This is a genomic window from Micropruina sp., from assembly GCF_047607385.1.
Taxonomy (GTDB): domain Bacteria; phylum Actinomycetota; class Actinomycetes; order Propionibacteriales; family Propionibacteriaceae; genus Micropruina.
Map to the genome: position 1 here is coordinate 23,726 of NZ_JASGDE010000089.1, position 21,718 is coordinate 45,443.

20 protein-coding genes are annotated in these 21,718 nt (G+C 70.8%); 9 read left to right on the top strand and 11 right to left on the bottom strand.

Going from position 1 to position 21,718, the window contains the following annotated elements:
* Positions 1-41 precede the first annotated feature (41 nt).
* From QM582_RS08125 to QM582_RS08140, 4 genes are all read right to left on the bottom strand, one after another.
* The gene (locus QM582_RS08125) at positions 42-1,061 is read right to left on the bottom strand and encodes a 1-aminocyclopropane-1-carboxylate deaminase (RefSeq protein ID WP_415083386.1); all 1,020 of its coding nucleotides are present in this window, start codon (positions 1,059-1,061) and stop codon (positions 42-44) included.
* 145 nt (positions 1,062-1,206) lie between these two features.
* On the bottom strand, positions 1,207-1,899 hold the full coding sequence (locus tag QM582_RS08130) for a hypothetical protein (RefSeq protein WP_415083387.1): 693 nt from the start codon (positions 1,897-1,899) through the stop codon (positions 1,207-1,209).
* A gap of 1 nt (position 1,900) precedes the next feature.
* Positions 1,901-2,638, bottom strand: coding sequence for a 4-hydroxy-tetrahydrodipicolinate reductase (dapB, locus tag QM582_RS08135; RefSeq protein ID WP_415083438.1), 738 nt, complete (start codon positions 2,636-2,638; stop codon positions 1,901-1,903).
* A 114-nt stretch (positions 2,639-2,752) separates the two neighbouring features.
* Positions 2,753-3,544, bottom strand: a complete 792-nt coding sequence (locus QM582_RS08140) for a DeoR/GlpR family DNA-binding transcription regulator (RefSeq protein ID WP_415083389.1) — start codon at positions 3,542-3,544, stop codon at positions 2,753-2,755.
* 129 nt (positions 3,545-3,673) lie between these two features.
* On the opposite strand from QM582_RS08140, the gene QM582_RS08145 reads away from it, so the two are divergent.
* From QM582_RS08145 to QM582_RS08155, 3 genes are all read left to right on the top strand, one after another.
* Positions 3,674-4,297 (top strand): bifunctional 4-hydroxy-2-oxoglutarate aldolase/2-dehydro-3-deoxy-phosphogluconate aldolase, encoded by a 624-nt coding sequence (locus QM582_RS08145; RefSeq protein ID WP_415083391.1) that lies wholly within the window; start codon positions 3,674-3,676, stop codon positions 4,295-4,297.
* A 37-nt stretch (positions 4,298-4,334) separates the two neighbouring features.
* Positions 4,335-5,624, top strand: coding sequence for an MFS transporter (locus tag QM582_RS08150; protein WP_415083392.1), 1,290 nt, complete (start codon positions 4,335-4,337; stop codon positions 5,622-5,624).
* A 98-nt stretch (positions 5,625-5,722) separates the two neighbouring features.
* Positions 5,723-6,292 carry an AAA family ATPase gene (locus QM582_RS08155; RefSeq protein WP_415083393.1) on the top strand — a complete coding sequence of 190 codons (570 nt, stop codon included), beginning with the start codon at positions 5,723-5,725 and terminating at the stop codon, positions 6,290-6,292.
* 44 nt (positions 6,293-6,336) lie between these two features.
* Here QM582_RS08155 and QM582_RS08160 read toward each other — a convergent pair whose 3' ends face one another.
* The gene (locus tag QM582_RS08160) at positions 6,337-7,281 is read right to left on the bottom strand and encodes a ribose-phosphate diphosphokinase (RefSeq protein WP_415083395.1); all 945 of its coding nucleotides are present in this window, start codon (positions 7,279-7,281) and stop codon (positions 6,337-6,339) included.
* A 178-nt stretch (positions 7,282-7,459) separates the two neighbouring features.
* Here QM582_RS08160 and QM582_RS08165 point away from each other — a divergent pair, with 178 nt between their 5' ends.
* The gene (locus QM582_RS08165; protein WP_415083396.1) at positions 7,460-8,230 is read left to right on the top strand and encodes an EAL domain-containing protein; all 771 of its coding nucleotides are present in this window, start codon (positions 7,460-7,462) and stop codon (positions 8,228-8,230) included.
* On the opposite strand, the gene QM582_RS08170 is transcribed toward QM582_RS08165, so the two are convergent.
* The 4 genes from QM582_RS08170 to QM582_RS08185 form a co-directional block, all read right to left on the bottom strand.
* Positions 8,211-10,451, bottom strand: coding sequence for a diguanylate cyclase (locus tag QM582_RS08170; RefSeq protein WP_415083397.1), 2,241 nt, complete (start codon positions 10,449-10,451; stop codon positions 8,211-8,213). The two genes, QM582_RS08165 and QM582_RS08170, sit on opposite strands and share 20 nt — an antisense overlap.
* Positions 10,444-12,450 carry a glycosyltransferase gene (locus tag QM582_RS08175; protein WP_415083399.1) on the bottom strand — a complete coding sequence of 669 codons (2,007 nt, stop codon included), beginning with the start codon at positions 12,448-12,450 and terminating at the stop codon, positions 10,444-10,446. The genes QM582_RS08170 and QM582_RS08175 overlap by 8 nt, the downstream gene beginning before the upstream one ends.
* A 226-nt stretch (positions 12,451-12,676) precedes the next feature.
* Positions 12,677-14,578 carry a sensor histidine kinase gene (locus QM582_RS08180; RefSeq protein ID WP_415083401.1) on the bottom strand — a complete coding sequence of 634 codons (1,902 nt, stop codon included), beginning with the start codon at positions 14,576-14,578 and terminating at the stop codon, positions 12,677-12,679.
* Positions 14,579-14,590: 12 nt separating this feature from the next.
* Positions 14,591-14,950, bottom strand: a complete 360-nt coding sequence (locus tag QM582_RS08185) for a hypothetical protein (protein ID WP_415083403.1) — start codon at positions 14,948-14,950, stop codon at positions 14,591-14,593.
* Positions 14,951-15,049: 99 nt separating this feature from the next.
* Between QM582_RS08185 and QM582_RS08190 the strand changes: the two genes are divergently transcribed.
* From QM582_RS08190 to QM582_RS08200, 3 genes are all read left to right on the top strand, one after another.
* Entirely contained in the window at positions 15,050-15,697 is a 648-nt protein-coding gene (locus QM582_RS08190) for a response regulator (protein ID WP_415083404.1), read from the top strand.
* Positions 15,698-15,799: 102 nt separating this feature from the next.
* Positions 15,800-16,375 (top strand): RNA polymerase sigma factor, encoded by a 576-nt coding sequence (locus QM582_RS08195; protein ID WP_415083406.1) that lies wholly within the window; start codon positions 15,800-15,802, stop codon positions 16,373-16,375.
* A gap of 103 nt (positions 16,376-16,478) precedes the next feature.
* Positions 16,479-17,996 (top strand): S8 family serine peptidase, encoded by a 1,518-nt coding sequence (locus QM582_RS08200; RefSeq protein ID WP_415083408.1) that lies wholly within the window; start codon positions 16,479-16,481, stop codon positions 17,994-17,996.
* 93 nt (positions 17,997-18,089) lie between these two features.
* Here the strand turns inward: QM582_RS08200 and QM582_RS08205 are convergent, their stop codons facing one another.
* Complete coding sequence (locus tag QM582_RS08205; protein ID WP_415083409.1) at positions 18,090-20,291, bottom strand: polyribonucleotide nucleotidyltransferase; 2,202 nt, start codon at positions 20,289-20,291, stop codon at positions 18,090-18,092.
* A gap of 289 nt (positions 20,292-20,580) precedes the next feature.
* Entirely contained in the window at positions 20,581-20,844 is a 264-nt protein-coding gene (gene rpsO, locus QM582_RS08210) for a 30S ribosomal protein S15 (RefSeq protein ID WP_415083411.1), read from the bottom strand.
* Between the two features lie 239 nt (positions 20,845-21,083).
* On the opposite strand from rpsO, the gene QM582_RS08215 reads away from it, so the two are divergent.
* Complete coding sequence (locus QM582_RS08215; RefSeq protein ID WP_415083413.1) at positions 21,084-21,317, top strand: type II toxin-antitoxin system Phd/YefM family antitoxin; 234 nt, start codon at positions 21,084-21,086, stop codon at positions 21,315-21,317.
* Positions 21,314-21,700, top strand: coding sequence for a type II toxin-antitoxin system VapC family toxin (locus QM582_RS08220; protein ID WP_415083415.1), 387 nt, complete (start codon positions 21,314-21,316; stop codon positions 21,698-21,700). The genes QM582_RS08215 and QM582_RS08220 overlap by 4 nt, the downstream gene beginning before the upstream one ends.
* Positions 21,701-21,718: the final 18 nt, after the last annotated feature.

A 21,718-nucleotide genomic window follows, 5' to 3' on the forward strand; every position in this document is an offset into this window, starting at 1 on the left:
GCTCTGCCCGGCGGCAATGACCGGCAGGTTACGTCCTCGGATCAGGACCAGAGCCGGTGGTAGGCGTTGATCGCCGGCTGCCCGCCGAGGTGGGCGTAGAGCACGGTCGAGTCGCGCCCGATCTCACCGGAGCCGACCAGGTCGATCAGACCGGCCAGCGACTTGCCCTCGTAGACCGGGTCGGTGATCATCGCCTCCAGCTGGGCGCCCAGGGCGATCGCGTTCATGGTGGATTCCACCGGAATGCCGTACAGCTCGCCGGCCCAGCCCTCCAGCACGGTGATCTCGTCGTCGCGCAGCTCGCGACCCAGCCCGATCAGGTCGGCGGTGTGCCGGGCGATCCGCGCCACCTGGTCACGGGTCTGCTGCAGGGTCGCGGAGGCGTCGATGCCGATCACCCGGCGCCGGACGCCGGTCAGGTCTTCCAGGGCTGCGAAGCCGGCGATCATCCCGGCGTGAGTGGAGCCGGTCACGGTGCAGACGATGATGGTGTCGAACAGCACGCCGAGTTCGCGTTCCTGCTCGGCCACCTCGAACGCCCAGTTGGCGAAGCCGAGACCGCCCAGCGGATGCTCCGAGGCGCCGGCCGGGATCGGATACGGCGTGCCGCCGGACGCCTCCACCTCGGCCAGCGCGTCCTTCCACGAATCGCGGATGCCGATGTCGAAGCCGGACGGGTCGAGCCGCGAGTCGGCGCCCATCATCCGGGACAGCAGGATGTTGCCGACCTTGTCGTTCATCGGGTCGTCCCAGGGCACCCAGTGCTCCTGGACCAGCCGGCACTTCAACCCCAGGTGGGCGGCCACCGCGGCCACCTGCCGGGTGTGGTTGGACTGGTAGCCGCCGATCGACACCAGGGTGTCGGCGCCGCTGGCCAGCACGTCCGGGACGATGTACTCCAGCTTGCGCACCTTGTTGCCGCCGAAGGCCAGGCCGCTGTTGACGTCCTCGCGCTTGGCCCAGATCTGCGCGCCGCCGAGGTGCTGGCTGAGCCGCCGCAGCGGATGCACCGGGCTGGGTCCGAAGGTGAGCCGGTGGCGTGGGAAATCGGCGATGGACATCTGTTCTCCTGACTCGACTGACAGGAGGCTATCGCGGCGTCGGCGGCCCTAAGGAACCGCTTCCCTAAAGGAACCGCTGATCAATCATGTCCCGGCTGCGGCGCACCCGGCGGGCGATCTGCGGCCCCCATCTCTTGCACCGTGACTAACGGCCGACCAGAAGGTCGGTGACGGTCAGATCGATCACCAGGCCGTCCTTGGCGACCGAGATCGCGGTGATCCGGACCCGGTCGTCGGCGGTCAGCCGGATCGGCTTCACCACCCGGTCGATCAGCTGCTGCGACCGGGTCTTGTCGAGCCGGACCCCCGCCACCTCGACCTGGGCCTGGGTGAGCTCGACGCGCTGGTTGGCGACGTCCAGGCTGGGGACGCCGGAGACGCCCACCTTGACCGCCTTCCGGCCCAGCACGTCCGCGGTGTAGCTGACCAGCAGGCGTCCCTCGCCGCCGTAGCCGACGGGCAGCCGGGCGATGTCGCTGAGCCCGCTCCAGCTCATCGTCCCGGTCGCCGCCAGGGTGCCGATAGTCGCCTCGCCGGCGCTGACCAAGGCGATCCCGGACGCCCGGTAGCTGAGCGAACGCACCGGAACCCGGCGCTTGCCGAACGGCAGCTGGGCCGCCCGGGCGGTGCCCGAGACGTCCACGAAGCGGCGCTGGGCGACGGCGAGCAGCACCGAACCGCCGGCCAGTTCCACGGTGGGCTGTTCGAGGGCGAGATCGGTGCCGGCGAGCAGCTTGGGCGCCTCCGACCCGATCAGGGCTCGGACCCCGAACTCGGCCCCGACCAGCAGCGCGGCAAGAACGGCCAGGACGGCCAGAAGCCTGCCGAGCCGCCTCATCTCAGCCCAGGCCGAGAATCGACTCGATGCCGACGGTGAGCCCGGGCAGGCCGGGCATGGCCCGCACCGCCGCGATCACCCCGGGCATGAAAGAGACCCGGTCCAGCGAGTCGTGCCGGATGGTCAGGGTCTCGCCGGGACCACCGAACAGCACCTCCTGGTGCGCGATCAGCCCGCGCAGCCGGACGCTGTGCACGTGGATGCCGTCCACCTCGGCGCCCCGGGCGCCGGGCAGCGACTGCGCGGTGGCGTCCGGCACCGGACCGAGACCGGCCTCGGCGCGGGCGGCGGCGATCTTGCCCGCCGTCGTCGCCGACGTGCCGGAGGGGGCGTCGACCTTGTTCGGGTGGTGCAGTTCGATCACCTCGGCCGATTCGAAGAACCGGGCCGCCAGCGCGCTGACGTGCATCATCAGCACCGCGCCGACGGAGAAATTGGACGCCACCAGCACCCCGGCACCGCCCTGCTCGGCCAACGCACGGGCCTGCTCCAGCCGCTCGGCGGTGAATCCGGTGGTTCCGACGACGATGTGGATGCCCCGCTCGGTGCACCAGGCGATGTTGTCCATCACGGCGTCCGGGTGGGTGAAGTCGACCACCACCTCGGCGGCTTCGACGGCACTCCGGTCGTCCCCGGCGTCCACCGCGGCGACCAGTTCCAGCCCCTCGGCCCCCTCGACGGCCCGGATCACCTCGGAACCCATCCGTCCCCGAGCTCCGAAAACGGCTACCTTCATCAGTCCTCCTGTTCACCGGGCCCGCGAGCACCCGTCCGATCGAGTCCAACCCTACTGAGCCGGAGGCGGCCCGCACCCGGCGGCGAAGCCGAGCCCGCTCGGTCAGGTCAGGGCAGGTCAGGGCAGGTCGGCGATCCGCAGCGTCACGGACGCGGCGCGCGCGGCCTCGCGGTCGGCGTCCGGAAGGCCGGCGTCGGTGATCACGGCATCGAGGTCGGCCAGTTCGGCCACCCGGAACCGTTCGAAGTCACCGAATTTGGTGCTGTCGGCCAGCAGTACGGTGCGAGCGGCCACCTCCAGTCCGGCCTGCTTGAGCACCACGGTGTCAGCTTGGGGAGTCGTGACGCCGTGGGCGATATCCCAGGTGCCGGTGCTCATGAAGTACAGGTCGATGCCCAGCCCCCGGACGGTGCCGGCGGCCAGCGACCCGCTCGCCGAAGCCGAATCGGGGTCGACGACGCCACCGGTGTGGATCACCTCCGGGCCACGCTGAACGCTGAGCGTCGCGACGGTGTGGAAGTCATTGGTGACGATGGTCAGCCGGCGGTGCCGGAGCAGTTCCAGGGCGAGCGCCTCACAGGTGGTCCCGGCGTCGAGGAAGACCACCATGCCGTCCTCCACCAGCGTTGCGGCCGTCCGGGCGATGCCACGTTTACGGGGCACCTCCAGCGCGCTGCGAGCCACTCGCTGGCGGGGCGGCTCCTTGCCGACATGCTCGGGAAGCAGCCGGACGCCGCCGGCGACGGCCTCGACCCGGCCGGCCGCCTGCAGCGAGGCGATGTCCCGGCGGATCGTCATGTGCGAGACCCCGAGGGCTCCGGTCAGCTCGCGGGTGCTCAGCACCCCGGAGTCGCGCAGCATGCGCAGCAGTTCCTGCTGGCGCTGCTCAGGGATCAGCGGAAGAGCCACCGGCGTCCTTTCGTCACCCCGGACTCTAGGCGACGGTGGGAAAACGTGAACGAGTCCTGGCCGAACTAGTGACGTTGTGTGAATATTTGATCTATCGTGTGAACCACGATGTTTACCAAACTGGACACAATGAACGGTGTCGTGCAGACCGGCACCCTTCTGATCGTGCGTCTGCCCAGTGCCGATGAGGCACTGTCCGTGGCCCGGGCCGCCGTCGAAGGCGGCATCCGCGCTCTTGAGATCACGCTGTCGGTGCCCAACGCGCTCGAGGTGATCCGCACCCTCAGCCGTGAGTACGCCGCCGACGGGATCTCGGTCGGCGCCGGTACCGTGCTGGACGCCCAGTCGGCCTTCGCCTGCGCCCAAGCCGGAGCGAGGATCCTGGTCAGCCCCAACCTCGAGCCCGAGATGATCAAGGTCGCGAACCGCTACGGGCTGGTCTCCATCAGCGGCGCGTTCACCCCGACCGAGATCGTCGACTCGATGACCGCCGGTGCCGACATCGTGAAGCTCTTCCCGACCAGCATCGCCGGCCCCACCTACGTCCGGAACGTGCTCGAGCCGCTCCCCCAGGCACCCATCCTGCCGGCGGGCGGCGCCACCGCCGAGAACGTCGGCGACTGGTTCGCGGCCGGCGTGGTCGCGGTGGGCGTGGGCAGCAGCATCACCAAAGCCGCGCGCGTCGACGGCGACTATGCGCGCGTCACCGACGCCGCGAAGCGCTTCCTGGCCGCCGTCGCCGACGCCCGCTGAGCCCCAACCGATCCGGAACCACAAAGGAGTGTCATCCATGCCTCACCATGAAACCGCGGGCGCCGATACGTCGCCGGACAAGGCCCTCAATCGGCTGCGTTGGGGGTTCGTCACGCTGCTGGTCATCGGCGGCGTCGTCAACTACCTCGATCGCTCGACCCTGAGCATCGGTAACACCACCATCGCCAAGGAGTTCGGCCTCGACACCGTGGCGATGGGCTTGCTGCTGTCGGCGTTCTCCTGGCCCTACGCCATCGCCAACCTTCCGGCCGGCTACCTGGTCGACCGGTTCGGACCGAAGCGGATGTTCGCCTGGGCGGCCACCGGCTGGTCTGTGGTCGGCATGCTGATGGCCATCGCCAACAGCTTCGGCACGATGTATGCCCTGCGGGTCGCGCTCGGAATCGCCGAGTCGCCGTTCTTCACCGCCGGCCTGAAGGTCAACCAGAACTGGTTTGCCGCGAAGGACCGTGCCCTGCCGGTCGCGGTGGTGAACACCGGTTCCCAGATCGCCAACGCGATCGCACCGCCGTTGCTGGTCGCCCTGCTGCTGGCCATCGGCTGGCGTGGCATGTTCATCGTGATCGGCGTTCTCGGCCTGGTGGTCGTCGTCTTCTGGTTGCGCCTGTACCGCGATCCGAGCACCCAGGAGTTCCTGGCCATCCACGGCCACACCCCCGACACGACGGCGTCCGGCGAGAAGGAGGAGCAGGTCGGCTGGGGTGAGCTGTTCAAGCGTTCCAACACCTGGTTCATGATCATCGGCGCCTTCGGCATCTTCTACACCGTGTGGGTCTACCTGACCTGGCTGCCGAGTTACCTGCAGACCTCGCTGGGATTCTCGCTGAGCCAGATGGGCTGGGTCGCCATGCTGCCGTTCATGTTCGGCATCGCCGGCGTGCTGTTCGGCGGCTGGCTCAGCAACCGCCTGGTCAAACACGGCGTGAACACTGTGCTGGCCCGCAAGATCCCGATCGTGGGTGGAGCCGTGCTCGCCGCGGCCGCGGTGTTGCCGGCGGCCTTCGTCACCAACGTGCCCGCCGTGATCGCGCTGCTGTGCGTCGGCTACTTCGCCGCACAGGTGCCGATCGGCTGCCTGTGGACGCTGGCCGCCGATGTCGCCCCGAGCAATCAGGTGGCGTCACTGGGCGCAATCCAGAACTTCGGCGGCTTCATCGGTGCCGCCGTAGCGCCGATTGTCACCGGGGCGATCCTGGCGGCCAACGACGGCTCCTACACGCTGGTGTTCGTGACCGGCGGCGTGCTGCTGCTGGTCGGCGCCATCGCCTACGGCGTCTTCGTCAAGGATCGCAAGCAACTCGCTTGAGAGGTGTGTCCCGCGGCGCTCGGACGCCGCGGGACACCCACACTCGGCCCACTTCTTCGAGGCCGCGCGCCTCGTCACGTCTTCAACGAGGAGGACCCATGCCCCAACTGCTGTTCGTCGTCGGCCCGGCCGGCAGCGGCAAGTCGACCACCAGCAAGCAACTTGCCCAGCGGCTGCGGGCCGCCTACATCGACAAGGACACCACCTGCACAGGCTTCACCGAAGCACTGCTGAGCTTGGCCGGCACCGATCCGCAGGAACGCGACAACAACGCCTATTACCAGGCACACGTGATGGATCTGGAATACGACGCCATTCTGCGGGTCGCCACCGACAACCTGATGCTGGGTCTGCCGGTGGTGCTGGACGCCCCGTTCGGCCGCTACCTGCCCCGCGAGCGGTTCGTGCTGGACGCCGCGGAACGGTACGGCTGGACGTCCGACATCGAGCCGGTGGTGGTGCACGTGCGAGTCGACGGCGAGGCGATCCGGCGTCGCGTCCAGGCCCGCAGCCTCGCCCGGGACACCTGGAAGCTCGCCCACTGGGCCGAGTTCTGGGCGACGGCGGGCGACGTCCGCTGCGACTGGCTGGGTGCCCGCCACGTCAGCGTGGACAACACCGGCAGCGCACCCGGCCTGGACGCATTGCTCGCCCAGCTGGCTGACTGACCGAGGGGGTCTCGACAAGCTCGACCAGCGGTGGCCGCGTTGCCTCAGGCGTCGAACAGCGACGAGATCGACTCGCCGCTGTGGATCCGGCGGACGGCCTCGGCGAACAGCGGGGCGACCGACAGCACGGTCAGCCGGTCCAGCTCGCCGGCGATCCGGGGCGGGACGGTGTTGGTGCAGACGATCTCCTTCAGGTCCGGCTGGGCGTTCAGCCGGGCCACCGCAGGGCCGGTGAACAGCCCGTGCACGCAGGCGGCGCTGATCGAGTTGACGCCCACCTCGCGCAGCTTGTCGAAGAGCTCGACCAGCGAGCCGGCGGTGGCGATCTCGTCGTCGAGGACGATCACGTCCTTGCCCTTGACGTCGCCGACGATGCTGTCGATCACCACCCGGTCGTCGGTGAGCCGGCGCTTGGCACCGGCCGCGACCGGCAGGTTGAGCAGCCGGGCGAACTGGTTGGCTTCCTTGACGTTGCCGAAGTCGGGCGACACCACCACGGCGTTGCTCAGGTCACGCTGCCGGAAGTGCTCGGCCAGCACGTGGTGGGCGCTCAGGTGGTCGACCGGCATCTCGAACATGCCGTGCACCTGCGGCGAGTGCAGCGCCATGGTGACCACCCGCTGCGCGCCCGCCTTGTGCAGCAGGTCGGCGACCAGCCGGGCCCCGATCGAGATCCGCGGGGCGTCCTTCTTGTCGCTGCGCGCGTAGGCGTAGTGCGGCATCACCACGGTCAGGTGGCCGGCGGACGCGCCGCGGGCGGCGTCCAGCATCAGCAACAACTCGACCAGGTTCTCCTGCACCGGCGGCACCAGCGGCTGGACGATGAACACGTCCCGCTTGCGGCAGTTGCCGTCCAGATGCACCTGGAGGCAGTCGTTGCTGAACCGGGTGGTTACCGAGGGCGACAGCTCCATGCCCAGCAAGTCGCAGACCTCCTGCGCGAACTCGCGATGGGCGGAGCCGGAGAAGACGGTGATGTCGCTGGCCACGGGGAACGACCTTAGTGGACGTCACCCGCTGTTCTCCCACCGGCCGAATGCTGTTCACCTGCGGCTTTGCCCGTTGCGGCCTCCGCGCTTCTTGTAGCCTTCGGACCATGTCGGAACTCACCCCCACGAACCGGCGCAATCAGCAACGTCCGGACGCGCACAGAACAGCCGTCCGGCGGTGAGCGTCGAGGCCGTCGATGCCGTTGCATTGCGCGAAGCGATCCATGCCGGAGAGCTCGTCCCCTGGTACCAGCCGTTCATCGACCTCGCCGGCGGCGCCATCATCGGCGTCGAGGCGCTGGCCCGCTGGCACTCCCCCGCGGGACTGATCCCGCCGGCGGAGTTCGTGCCGCTGGCCGAGGACAGCGACCTGGTGATCGAACTCGACCTGGCGATCATCCGGCAGGCGCTGACCGACCTGGCCCGCTGGCAACGGCTCCGCCCCGGCTTCCATCTCAGCGTGAACATGTCCGGACGGCACCTCGATTCGGCCTCCGGCGTCGGCGACCTGATCGCGGCGATCGGCGCCGCGGAGGTGACCCCGGGCACGGTCTGCGTCGAGCTCACCGAGACCGCCCGCCCGGTCGCCGCCGACACCGGCGCCCCCCAGCTGGACGCGCTGCGCCAGGCCGGGATCGCGGTCTGGCTGGACGACTTCGGCTCCGGCTACTACGACCTGCGGGACCTGATCCGGCTGCCGGTGGACGGGATCAAATTCGACCGCAGCTTCACCGCCCAGCTGCACCGTCCGCGCGCCGCCCCGCTGATCGGCGGGCTGACCGCGGCCGCCCACGAGATGGGCCTGAAGGTCACCCTGGAAGGCATCGAGACGGCGGAGCAGGCCGACGTCGGACGCCGGCTGGGCTGCGATCTGGGACAGGGCTTCCACTGGTCGCGGCCGATCCCGGCGGCGGAGCTGCCGGGCTGGCTCAGCGCGCCGCGCGGGTGACCGCGAGGTCGGCGTACAGCGGGCCGAGACCGAGCTCGCAGCCGGCGGCGGCGAACACCTCGGCCTCGGCCTCGGTGCCGATCCCGGGCGCGATCACCCCGTAGCCGAAGGCGTTGGCGGTCTCCACGGTCAGCCGCAGCAGCAGGGTGCCGTCGGTGATGCCGAGCAGCCGGCGGTCCAGCCGGACGTAGTCGAAGGGCACCCGGGCCCAGCGGTCGGTGCCGCTGTCGTCGGCGCCGAAGCTGTCGGCGCAGATCCGGACGCCGAGCCGGCGCAGCTGCTCCAAGGTGTCCAGCACCCGAGCCCCGCCGACCTCGTCGGACGGCACCAGCAGCATCAGCCGCCGGGCCGGCAGACCGGCCTCCAGCGCGGAGGTCACGTCGGCGAGGATGGTGCCCTGGGCGAGGTGGCGTCCGGTGACCGGGACCAGCAGCCAGCCGTCGCCGGGCTGGTCCAGCACGCCGGTGCGCAGCACCCAGCTGTCCAGGTCGCACAGCTTGTCGGTGCCCTGGGTGAGCGGCAGCAGCTCGCGCCGCGTCCAGTGCTCGCCGTCGGGTCCGGGGACGGCGACCTCGACCTGGGCCCCGGTCGGACGGCCGGTGCGCAGGTCGACGATCGGGCTGAGCCGCACCGCGGGCGTGCCGTTGCGCAGCGCGCTGACGATCGCCGCCTCCACCGTGGCGCGGTGGTCCAGCTCGGCACGCAGCGACGGCTCGAACACCTCGACCCGGCCGCGTCCGCCGGCCTTGGCCCGGAACACCGCATGGTCGGCTTCCTGCAGCAGCCGGTCCGGGTCGAGGGTCACGTCGCTGTTGATCGCCACGCCGATGCTGGCGCCGATCCGGGCCTCGCGTCCGGTGCTCAGCTTGATCGGCTCGCCGAGGTCGGCGACCAGCCGCTCGGCCACCCGGACGGCGCTCAACTCGTCGTCCACCGGCTCCAGCAGCACCACGAACTCGTCGCCGGCCAACCGGGCCACCACGTCACCGGCCCGGACGCCCTGCTGCATCCGTCCGCTGGCCACGGTCAGCACCTCGTCGCCGGCGGCATGGCCGAGGGTGTCGTTGACCTGCTTGAAGCCGTCCAGGTCGATGAACAGCAGCCCGATCACGTCCCCGGTGCGCCGGGCCCGGTTCAGCGCGGCCCGGATCACCTCGATCGCCTGGGCCCGGTTGGGCAGCCCGGTGAGCGGGTCGTGGGTGGCCTGGTGGGCGAGCGCCAGCAGGGCCCGTTCCCGCTCGGCCTGGGTCTGCTCCAAGGCCCGCACCGCGACCCCGATCCGGGCCATCACCAGGCCACAGGTCAGCGCCCAGCCGATCACCATGGGCCAGACGTCGACGCCCTGCCCGGTCAGTTCCCGAACCGTCAGCAGCGCGCCCGGCATCGCCAGCGCCATGGCCAGGGCGACCAGGCCGCCGCGGCTGAAGGAGCGTTCGGCGTCCGGGGCGGACTGCGTCACCGGAGCCATCGTCGGGTGCAGCGCGGCGGCGGCCCAGAGCAGGTAGGAGGCCATCCAGCCGAACCCGAGCTGGTCGCTGGAGGCCCAGGTGAGTTGTTCCAGGGCCGAGGCCAGCAGGTCGGCGAGCAGCAGCGTGCCCAGCGCGGCCAGCAGCAGCCGGAACGACGGCGTCCGGCCCCACGTCGTCGGCACCAGCCGGATCACGATCGCGGCGAGGACCACGTCCGCGGCCGGGTAGGCGAGGCTGATCACCGCGCCGGCGGTGGAGACGTCCAGGGTGGCCAGCGTGGGCTGCGCGATCGACACCCAGGTGAGCAGCCCGAGGGCCACCACCAGGATCGCGCTGTCCAGCAGGCCGGCGATGCCGCGCCGGGAGCGTTCCCGGTTCAGCAGCAGCAGCCCGAACCCGATCACCGGGTAGCCGGCCAGGTAGATCGCGTCGGAGGGTGCCGGGAAGGTGTGGTTGCCGAGCAGTTCGCTGTCGATCGCGCCGACCGTGTCGCCGACCGCCCAGATCAACTGGCCGGCCGCCATCAGGTACCAGGGCAGCGGATGCGCCGGACGGTTCATCCGGATGCCGACGACGATCCCCGCCGCGCAGATCGGCCCGAGCAGCTGGAACGACAGCGAACGCGGCAGCCCGTCCGGCAGCAGCCGGCTGACCACGATCCAGACCGCCCCCACCGCGAGCAGCAGCCACCACGCGCGGGAGCGGTCCCCCGTCGGACGTGGTGGCGCCGACTCGCCGGTGGGCTCAGCCATCCAGCACCGGACTGCCGGCGGACACCCCGTACTGGGCGACCAGGGTCTGCACCCGGGTGGACCGGGGCCCGTTGCGCAGCGCCACCACCGGCACCGCGTCCGGCAGGCCCTGGATCACCCCGGACGGGGTGTGGAACAGCCACAGCCCGATCGCCCGGTAGGCCTCCCAGTCGCCGAAGCGGACCCGGAAGGAGGCGATCTCCGTCGCTCCCTCGCTGCGCACCCGGACCGTCTCCAGCAGGATCGGCTCGGTCTGCCCGGGCAGCACCAGCTCGATCTCGGACGCCGGCGGCAGCACGCCGGCCGGCACCGACAGCGCGACGCCGCCCATCGAGACGTCGAGCAGCTGGCCCTCGGCCCCGTTGATACTGATCGGCGCATGCACCTCGACGCGGTAGGCGTTGCGCCGCGAGGTGGCGAACTGCGCCGACTGGATGCGGCGGATGCCCATCAGCAGCACCACGCCGGCCAGCACCACCCAGGCGCCGGCGGTCACCGTGGACGACGGCGAGGTCTGCCACGGGACCACTCCGGCAACGCCCAGCCCGGCGTACAGCACGACGGCGACGATCAGGCCCAGCAGCCACCACAGGATCTGCGGGACGTGGCCGCGGCGCCGCTCGTCCGAGCCGGCCTTCGGGGTCACCGCGAACTCCAGGGTGCGCCGGGTGAGCAGCCACCACAGGCAGGCCAGGCCGACCGGGATCCGCAGGATGCGCAGGGCGAAGGCGCTGCCCCAGTGCAGGTGCAGCCGGTACAGCCGCCGGGCGCCCCAGAGCCGGATCACGAACAGCACGGTGAAGACGGCCATGAACACCCACGGGTCGGCGGTCGAGACGTGCGCCCCGCTGAGCAGCACGATGACCGGGATCAGGAACCCGGCGACGGTGGCGACGCCTTCCAGCCACCACACCGTGGCGTCCAGGTATTCGTAGTAGCCCCGCCAGGACAGCCAGCGCTTCGCGGCCCAGAGCCGCTCACGGACCAGCACCTGCATGCAGCCCAGGCCCCAGCGGCGGCGCTGCAGCAGGTACTGCTCGGGGGTGGCCGGGGCCAGGCCGAGGGCGAGCACCTGATGGTGATAGGCGGTCTTCCAACCGGCCCGGACCAGCAGCATCGTGGTGTGCAGGTCCTCCACGATGGTGTCGGTGGCGATGCCACCGATGTCCTGCAGCGCGCTCACCCGGATCAGCGAGGTGGAGCCGCACCAGGACGAGCCCTCGCCGGCGTGGTCGCGGGCGGGCAGCTGGACGTGGAAGAAGACGCCCTGCTCGCCGGTGTCGCCGTCGTCGTCGAAGGCGCCGGAGTTGTAGTAGGTCTGCGGCGCCTGCACCAGGGCCACCTCGGGATCGCGGAACCAGCCCAGGGTCGCGGTCAGGAAGTGCGGCAGCGGCACGTGATCGCAGTCCAGGACGCCGATCACGTCGATCGGCTCGGCCCCGGCGGCGACCTCGACGGCCATCAGCTCCAGGGCGTGGTTCATGTTGCCGGCCTTGGCGTGGGTGTGCTGGTCGCGGCGCACGTAGCGGGCGCCGTAGCTCTCGCACAGTTCGCGCACCCACGGCCGGTCGCCGTCGTCCAGCACCCAGGTCTGATGGGCCGGCTCCAGCGCGACGGCGGCGGCGATGGTCGGCGCGATCACCTCGACCGGCTCGTTGTAGGTCGGGATGAACACCGCGGCCCGCAGCCCGGGCTCGACGGTGGTCACCGGCTCCGGGCCGGAGCAGTCCAGGTTCCACAGGTTGCGGGCCCGGACCACCAGGCCGACCACGGGCAGCACCTCGAAGGCGACCAGCGCCCAGGCGGCGACCAGGTTCCAGCCGCCCAGCGGCATGGTGAACAGGATCCGCCAGGTGCCGTAGACGACGATCGCGGTGATCGAGAGCAGCACGCCCAGATGGGCCGAGAGGCGGGACCGGTTGGTTTCGGTGCCGAGCAGCCGCAGACCCGGAGCCCAGCCGGCCAGGCGGGCATTGGGTGCGGTGGCGAAGCGGGCCACGTCCGCCCGGAAGGACGAACGGCGCAGGGTGCGGGGGGAATGATCGGAAGCGGCGGGTGGGGGTGCATCGTCTAATGCGACGTGCGAAGCATTGAGCGGATGGGACCGCTGGTCATACACGGCTGAGTCTCCTCGGGGGTCGCGAAACAGGCCTCCCCCGAGTGGCGCCAACAATACCGGCAGATCCGCCCCCGATACCAAACCGTCTCGCGTACCCGAACGGCCGCTAGCCGGGTTGCCCGCAGCCGAAGCGGGCGGTCACCACCGTTCCGTGCGGTGCCGCGGCCTCGATGGCGAACGAGCCGCCGAGTTCCTCGCAGCGCTGCCGCATCGATTCGGTGCCGAATCCGCCCGGACGGGGTCCGGAGTAGCCGCGTCCGTCGTCGGTGACGGTGAGCAGCAGGCTGTCGTCCTGGCGCCGGATCTGAGCCGTCACCCGGGACGCCCCGGCGTGCCGGACGCAGTTGGAGAGCGCCTCGTCGAGGACGCGGTACAGCGCCACCTCGACCGCGGCCAGCACCCCCTCCAGCCGGTCCGGGAGCACCAGGTCGATCGGCGGCCCGCCCTGGGCGTGCCGGTCGACCACCCCGGCGAGCGCCGCGGGAAGGCCGCGGTCCAGCGCCGGCGGCCGCAGTCCCTCGATGGCCCGGCGCAGTTCGGTGGAGGCCAGGCTCAGATCGTCCTCGATGGCGCGGACGGCGGACTCCTCCGGTGTCCGGCCGAGCGCGGCCAGCGCTGCCCGGAGCTGCATCCGGGCACCGCTCAGCGCCGGCCCCACCCCGTCGTGGAGGTCCTTGCGCAGCCGGCGACGTTCCTCCTCGCGGGCGGTGACCAGCCTTTCCCGGGCCTGCTGCAGGTCGCGGATCAGCCGGACGGCGGCCGCCGGGGCCGCCACCTGCAGGGCGAGCGCGTGCAGCAGCCGGCGCTCGCGGGGCAGCCAGGGCTCATCGGGGGCACGCTGTTGAACCACCAGCTGACCGATGGTGGCGCCCCGGTGGACCAGGTCCAGCGTGGTCACCGGCCACGGCCGCTGGGTGCCGCTGGAGCGCTCCGGACGCTCGGACGGATCCAGCAGCACCGCCACGTAGGGCACCCGGAGTCCTTCGGCGACCCGGTCGACCACCGCGGTCAGCATCTCGCCGGGAGTCAGGGCCATTCCGACGCCCCGCGCCAGCGAGGTGAGCAGCTCGTAGGGCCGGCCGCTGTCGCCGTAGAGCCGCCGGTCGATCGCCCGTTGCAGGCTGTCCCGCACCGGCAGCACGGCCACCGCCGCCAGGGCGGCCGCGATCGGCGCGAGCTGGGCGCCCGCCACGTCCGCCACCACCGCGGTCAATGCCGCGTAGATGCCCATCACCGCCAAGGCCAGCGTGCCGTAGAGCATGGCGCGGTGCACCACGGTGTCGATGTCGTACAGGCCGTAGCGGACGATGGCGACGACCGTGGCCAGCGGGAACGCCAGGATCGCGAGGACGCCGGCCAGCGACACCCCGCCCGCCTCCAGGGCCAAGGCCACCACCACCAGGGCGGCCGAGGCCACCCCCCACAGCAGGGCGCCCCGTTCGCCCGGCCCGGCCCGGCGAACCTTCAGCCCGATCGCGACCGGCGCCAGCACGGCCGCCAGCAGCAGCGCGGCCAGACCGATCCAGCTGGCCACCACGTCCCAGGTCATCGGTACGGCAGCGCCGGTCGGCAGGTAGCGGGCCTGGAAGACGGCGATCCCGACCAGGCCGATCAGCAGCCCGGCACCGATCACCGCCAGCGGTACCCGCCACCGCCTCGACGGCAGCCGTCCGTCCGGGAACAGCACCCCGCTCAGGGCCAGGATCGCGTAGCCCGGGAACCACACCCAGTTGCCGACCCAGCCGCCGACGCCGCTCCTGGCCAACCCGAATCCGGCCGCCAGGGCCGCCAGGGCGCCGGCGGCCAGCAGCCACCACCCGAAGTGGTTGCGGGGAGCATGGCTCGCCACCCGCGCCCCGAGCGGCAGCGCGATCACCGCCACGATCACGTGGTGGAAGTTGACCGTCCCGGCGGCAACCGGCTCGACCAGCAGGCTGCCGAGGGCGACGATCAGGCCGGCCGCCGCGATGGTCCACGCGACGGTGGGCGCTCCGAGGTGGCGGCGCATCGCACAATGCTCTCAGCAACCCCCGCGCAAGCGGCAGATCAGCCTCCGCAGTTCCGACCAGAAGTCACCCGGACCCACCTCGTGCGGGTCGGGCAGGGTCGGCCAACCGTTCTCCACGATCGACCACGGCTCGCCGTCCTCGCCGAAGGCGGCCTCGACCGCTCGCCACAGTGCGGCCACCGTGACGACGACGATGCCGTCCGGAAGCTCCGGCTTGCCACCGGGCTTCTCGGCGGCAGCCATGATCGTGTAGAAATCGTCGACCCAGCCCTGCAACGAGGGTGTCGCATCGACGACCAGGCAGCGTCGGGGCACCTCCCACACCGTCTGATCGCCAGGTTCCGACGCCGTTCCCTGGGACATCTCCGACATCCGCCACTCCTAACGCTCCGCTTCGGCCGCACGTTACGGCTCGGCGAGAGGAGCGGATGCGCCCCTGACATTGATACGTCCGATTCCTACAATCGGTTCATGCGGAGGCTCCCGGGGGCGGAGACCGTGCTGCTGGCCGACGATCATCCGGTGGTGCGGCGGGGTCTTGCCGCGTTGCTGAGCGGTGAGGACTGGATCGGCCGGCTGATCGAGGCCGGAACCATCGCCGAGGCGCTGCGACTCACCGTGCTGGAGCGGCCCGGCACGGCGGTCGTCGATCTCGGGCTGCCCGATGGGGACGGGGTGAGCCTGATCCGCGGGATTCGGCGGGCGGTGCCGGAATGCGCCGTCGTGGTGCTCACCATGACCCAGGACGACGCCACCGTGCACGCCAGCCTGGAGGCGGGCGCCTCCGGCTACCTGCTCAAGGAGTCGGCACCCGACGCCCTGCTGCCGGCGTTGCGAACGGTCCGCGACGGCGGGATGGTGCTGGGGCCGCAGGTGGCGACCTCCGCGCTGGCCGGGCTGCGGCGCACCGTCCCGTCCCCTTTCGACCTGCTGTCGCCGCGGGAGCTCCAACACGTCGGGCTGCTCGCCTCCGGGCGTTCCGGAGCACAGATCGCCGACGCCCTCGGCGTCACCGAGAAGACCGTCCGCAACCAGATGGCCGGGATCCTCGCGAAGCTCGGCATCGCCGACCGGGTGCAGATCGCGCTGATGGCGCGTGACGCCGGGCTGCACCTCTGAGCAACCCTGAGCCGGACGCGGGCCGCCCGGTCCGGGCGTTCCTCCCGATCGTGGCGGGCGGAGGTCCCTGCCCGGCGACCGAGAACGCCGGAAGCTCGACCTATGACCACTTCAGCCATCGCCACCGGCGAAATCGAGGAGAGCCGTCGTTGGCCGGCCGATCTCCTCCAGCGACTTGCCGATCGGGACGCGGAGATCTGGGATCGGGTCGTCCGCAGCTACCGGCCGTGCATCTATGCCCGGGCAGCCCAACTGCGTCTTCGGCCGTGGCAGCGCCAGGACCTGGAACAGCGGGTCTGGCTGGCCCTGTTGGAGAACGCCACCAAGATCCGGGACGCGGCCTGCCTGCCGGGGTGGCTGTCGACCACCGCCCACCGGGCCGGAATGGCCCTGCTGCAGCAGGAGTGCCGCGAGATCAGCGTCGACGACGTGCCGGCCCCGCCGGACCGTGCCGGCGGCAGCAGCGTCGAACGGGAGATCCTGCGGAGCGAGCGGCTGCGGAATCTGCACGACGCGATCGCCCAGCTGAGCCCGCGCCAGCGTGAGGTCGTCGCCGCCCTGCTGCAGGACCTCTCCTACGAACAGCTGGCCGCTCGTCTGGGCATAGCGCTGGGCAGCATCGGGCCGACCCGGCAGCGCGCCTTGAACCGGCTGCGGGTGGCACTTCCGGCGGCCTGACTCGTCCGGTTCGACACCGGACCAGCCCGCGGGCGTATCACCGGTGTCGCCCCGGCCGTCCTATCCGGTGACAACCGAGTCGAACTCTGAGTCAGGAGGGCCGATGTCCGAACACCCGACCCGCACCGCCGACGACCCGCGCGCGCACCGCGCCTGGGATGAGGTGCCGGTGCCGAACCACGTCGTCGTGCAGCTGTCCCCGGAGGTGAACGCCGACGCCTTCTCGGACCTCGCCGCCGCGGCCCAGGAACTCGGCTTGCAGGGGCTGGACAGCGTGCTGACCAGGCTGGAGCTGACCGGCACCCGCCTGATCACCGCGGTCGACGTCGCGGAATTGCGCCGCCAGGAGACCGATCGACGCCGGCGCGGGGCCCGCGAGGTGCCGAGCCTGGTCCAGTTCTGGCGGATCGACGTCAGTTCACGACGCTTCGACCCCGACGAGCTCGTCGGCATGCTGAACCAGCTCCCCGAGGTGCAGCTGGCCTACACCGAGCCCCCGGTCGTCGAGGCCGCCACCGGCCTGATGGAACGCGAGGAGATCGCCGAAGCTCGCACCGTTCGCTCCCCCGGCCGGGCCTCGGCCCGGCGCTGGGACCAACTCGACCCAGCGCCCTACGGCATCAACGCCCGCTGGGCATGGACCCGCGACGGGGGCAGCGGGCGATGGGATCGGGGCAGTCAGGTGGGCCGCACCCGGCTGATCGACGTCGAGTGCGGGTGGGTGCTCGAGCACGAGGCCATCTCCCACCTGAACGTGCCGATCATCAGCGGCCTCAACCAGGACGGCGTCAACGGCAAGCGGGGCAATCACGGGACGGCGGTGCTCGGCATCGTCGCCGGACAGCCGCTGCCCGCCGGCGGCGTGGAGGGGATCTGCCGGGAGGCTGCGGTGCTCGCCGCCTCGCACTACAAGGGAGAGGCACCGTCCAACGTCATTCCGACCTTGTCCAACCCTTACGCGCCGGCACACCTGGGCGACGCCATCCTGGCCGCGCGTGCCGCCGCGGACACCGGGGACATCGTCCTGCTCGAGGTGACCAGCCTGGAGGCCGCGTCCTACGCCGGGGGCCAACGCCCGGTGGAACGGGACGTCGCCGTCCAGATCGCGCTCAGCGGCCTGACCGCGGACGGCATCATCGTCGTCGAGGCGGCCGGCAACGGCGGCGTGGACCTGGACACCCTCGGCACCCGGGGCGGCCGCGCCGACCTGGGTCCGGAGAGCGGATTCACCTCGGATGCCCTGATGGTGGGCGGCGGAGTCCCCGAGACGACCCCCGCGGGTGAGCACCGACGCTGGGACGGCTCCAACTTCGGCAGCAGGGTGGACTGCTACGCGTGGGCGGACGGCGTCCACACCGGCGGGTGCCGGAACGCCTGTGCGGATCCGACGACGGCGTACCGCAACTTCAACGGGACCAGTGCCGCCAGCGCCGTGATCGCGGGGGCGGCGGCGTCGATCCAGAGCATCTACCACGCCGCCACCGGCCAGGTGCTCACGCCGGGCGACATCCGCAGCCTGTTCAGCGACCCCGGCAACGGGACCCCCTGCGAACCCGGCGGCCGGATCGGATCGATGCCGGATCTGCGCACGGTGGCGCAGGCTCTGGGACTGCCGAGCTGACCCCGGCGCCGGCAACACCCGCAGACGCGCCGGCGCCGCACCGCTCGAGAAGAGCGATGCGGCGCCGGACGATGGATCGGGCCGGAAGGCGGATCAGGCCTCGGCGGAGGCCTTCTCCTCGATCACCGGGACCAGCGACAGCTTGCCGCGGTCGTCGATGTCGGAGATCTCGACCTGGATCTTCTGGCCGACGCTGACCACGTCCTCGACGTTCTCCACCCGCTGGCCGTTGTTCAGCGCGCGCAGCTTGGTGACGTGCAGCAGGCCGTCCTTGCCGGGCAGCAGCGAGACGAAGGCGCCGAAGTTCATCACCTTCACCACGGTGCCCAGGTAGCGCTCGCCGCGCTCCGGCATGGTCGGGTTGGCGATCGCGTTGATCATCGACCGGGCCGCGTCCGCCGCCTCGCCGTTGTCGGCACCGATGTAGATGGTGCCGTCGTCCTCGATGGAGATGTTGGCGCCGGTGTCGTCCTGGATCTGGTTGATCATCTTGCCCTTGGGGCCGATCACCTCGCCGATCTTGTCGACCGGGATCTTGATGGTGATGATCCGCGGCGCGAACGGCGACATCTCGTCCGGGGTGTCGATCGCCTCGCCCATCACGTCCAGCAGGGTGTGCCGGGCCTCGCGGGCCTGCTGCAGGGCACCGGCGAGCACGTCGGACGGGATGCCGTCGAGCTTGGTGTCCAGCTGCAGGGCGGTGACGAAGTCACGGGTGCCGGCGACCTTGAAGTCCATGTCGCCCAGCGCGTCCTCGGCGCCCAGGATGTCGGTCAGCGCCAGGTAGCGCATCTGGCCGTCGATCTCGTCGCTCATCAGGCCCATCGCGATGCCCGCGACCGGCGCCTTCAGCGGCACGCCGGCGTTCAGCAGCGCCAGGGTGGACGCACACACCGAGCCCATCGAGGTCGAACCGTTGGAGCCGAGCGCCTCGGACACCTGACGGATCGCGTAGGGGAACTCCTCGCGCTTGGGCAGCACCGGCACCAGGGCCCGCTCGGCGAGCGCGCCGTGGCCGATCTCGCGCCGCTTCGGCGAACCGACCCGGCCGGTCTCACCGGTGGAGTACGGCGGGAAGTTGTAGTTGTGCATGTAGCGCTTGGTGTTCTCCGGCGCCAGCGAGTCGATCTTCTGCTCCATGTCGAGCATGTTCAGCGTGGTCACGCCCAGGATCTGGGTCTCGCCGCGCATGAACAGCGCCGAACCGTGCACCCGCGGCAGCACGCCGACCTCGGCGCTCAGCGTCCGGATGTCGCGCGGCCCGCGGCCGTCGATCCGGATGCCGTCGGTCAGCGTCTTGGTGCGGACGACCTTCTTGGTGAGCGCCCGGTAGGCACCGGTGATCTCCTTCTCGCGGCCCTCGAAGGTGCCGTCGAGTTCGGTGTGCAGATCGGCCAGCAAAGCCTCCGTGGAGGTCTCCCGCTCGTGCTTGCCGGAGATGCTCATCACCTGGCCGAGCCGCTCGGACGCCGCGGCGGCCACGGCCTCGTACACGTCGCCCTGGTAGTCGAGGAAGACCGGGAAGTCGCCGACGCTCTTGGGGAATTTGGCGGCCAGCTCGACCTGCGCGTCGCAGAGCGCCTTGATGAACGGCTTGGCGGCCTCCAGACCGGCGGCGACGACCTCTTCGGTGGGCGCCGGACGGCCGGAGCGGACCAGATCCCAGGTCTGCTCGGTGGACTCCGCCTCGACCATCATGATCGCGACGTCGCCGTCGGGCAGCACCCGGCCGGCCACCACCATGTCGAAGGTGGCGTCCTCGAGCTGGCTGTTGGTGGGGAAGCCGACCCAGGTGTCGCCGATCAGGGCGACCCGGATGCCGCCGACCGGGCCGGTGAACGGCAGGCCGGCGAGCGTGGTGGACGCCGAGCCGGCGTTGATCGCCAGCACGTCGTAGAGCACCTCGGGGTTCAGCGCCATCACCGTGATGACGACCTGGACCTCGTTGCGCAGGCCCTTCACGAAGCAGGGCCGCAGCGGACGGTCGGTGAGCCGGCAGGCCAGGATGGCGGCCTCGCCGGGACGTCCCTCGCGGCGGAAGAACGAGCCGGGGATGCGGCCCGCGGCGTACATCCGCTCTTCGACGTCGACGGTGAGCGGGAAGAAGTCGATGCCGTCGCGCGGGTTCTTGGACGCGGTGGTGGCGGACAGCAGCATGGTGTCGCCGTCCAGGTAGACGCAGGCGCTGCCGCTGGCCTGCCGGGCCAGCAGGCCCGACTCGAACCGGACGACGTGCTTGCCGTGCGGGCCGTTGTCGATGACGGCCTCGGTGTACTGCAGATCGGGTCCCTCCACGGGACCTCCTTTCGGGTTGCTCCACCGCTGCGGCGACACGTCCGATACGGCTGACGAACCCGGTCTTCGATCGAGGCCCGCGGGGCTTGCCTTCAGATGGTCGGCGACCCGAGAGCCACTACCGAGGACCGACGATTCCCATGACTTCGCGCGGTGGACGGTGGTGTGGTTATTCAGTTGTGCGCCGGGACTCGCTGGTTGAGTTCGTCGAAACTCTCCGTTGGTCGAGCTTGTCGAAACCCGGCGGGATGCCGCGAGGGGAGCGGCCGGAGCCACTCCCCTCGTGAAGTCAGCGACGCAGGCCGAGTCGCGCGATCAGCTCGCGGTAGTGCTCGATGTCCTGCTTGGCGACGTAGTTCAGCAGCCGGCGGCGCTGGCCGACCAGCAGCATCAGGCCACGGCGGCTGTGGTGGTCGCCCTTGTGCACCTTCAGATGCTCGGTCAGGTGAGCGATCCGGCGGGTGAGCAGCGCGATCTGCACATCCGGCGAACCGGTGTCACCCGGCTTGGTCGCGTACTCTTCGATGGTCTTCTTCTTCAGTTCAGCGTCCATGAAGACTGCTGCTCTCCTCTCGGTTTCCCGTTGCGCGGCGCTGCCCGACCAGATGGTTTCGATGCTGGATGATCGATGGGCGGCTCTTGGGGTTCCGCGGGCGTCCTGACGCCAACCCCAGACTTTACCGCACGGGTCCATCCAGGGCGAATCGACCGTCACCGCCGTCGGCTTTCGGGCTGCGGAATGCCGGCCCCGGCCTTGACCAAGTATGATTGACCAACGACGAGGAGGCTGCCATGACGTCGGTGAACATCTACCAGGCCAAGACCGAACTCTCCAAGCTGGTCGAAGCGGCCGCGGCCGGCGACACCATCGTGATCGCCAAAGCCGGACGCCCGATGGCCAAGCTCACCCGCGTCGACGCCGCCCCGGCCCCACAGCGGCTCGGGTTCCTCGCCGGGCAGGCGATCGTCCCGGACGACTTCGACCAGCTGGGCGCCGACGAGATCGCGGCGCTGTTCCAGTCATGATCCTGCTGCTCGACACCCACCTGCTGCTGCGGGCCGGCTACGCGCCGGAGAAGCTCTCGGCGTCGCTGCAAACCGAGATCGCCGACGATCGGAACTCGTTGCTGTTCAGCGCGGCCAGCATCTGGGAGGTCGCCATCAAGGCGACGCTCGGACGCAGCGACTTCACCGCCGACGCTCGCGTGCTCCGCCGCGCGCTGATCGAAAACGGCTACACGGAACTGCCCATCACCGGCACCCATGCGGCGGCCGTGGCCGACCTGCCGCCGCTGCATCGCGATCCGTTCGATCGGCTACTGGTGGCCCAGGCCAGGGTGGAGGGCGTTCAACTGCTCACCGTCGATCAGCAGGTCGCCGGCTACGGGCAGCCCGTCCGGCTCTGTTGAGCCGGCCCGGCCAGTACA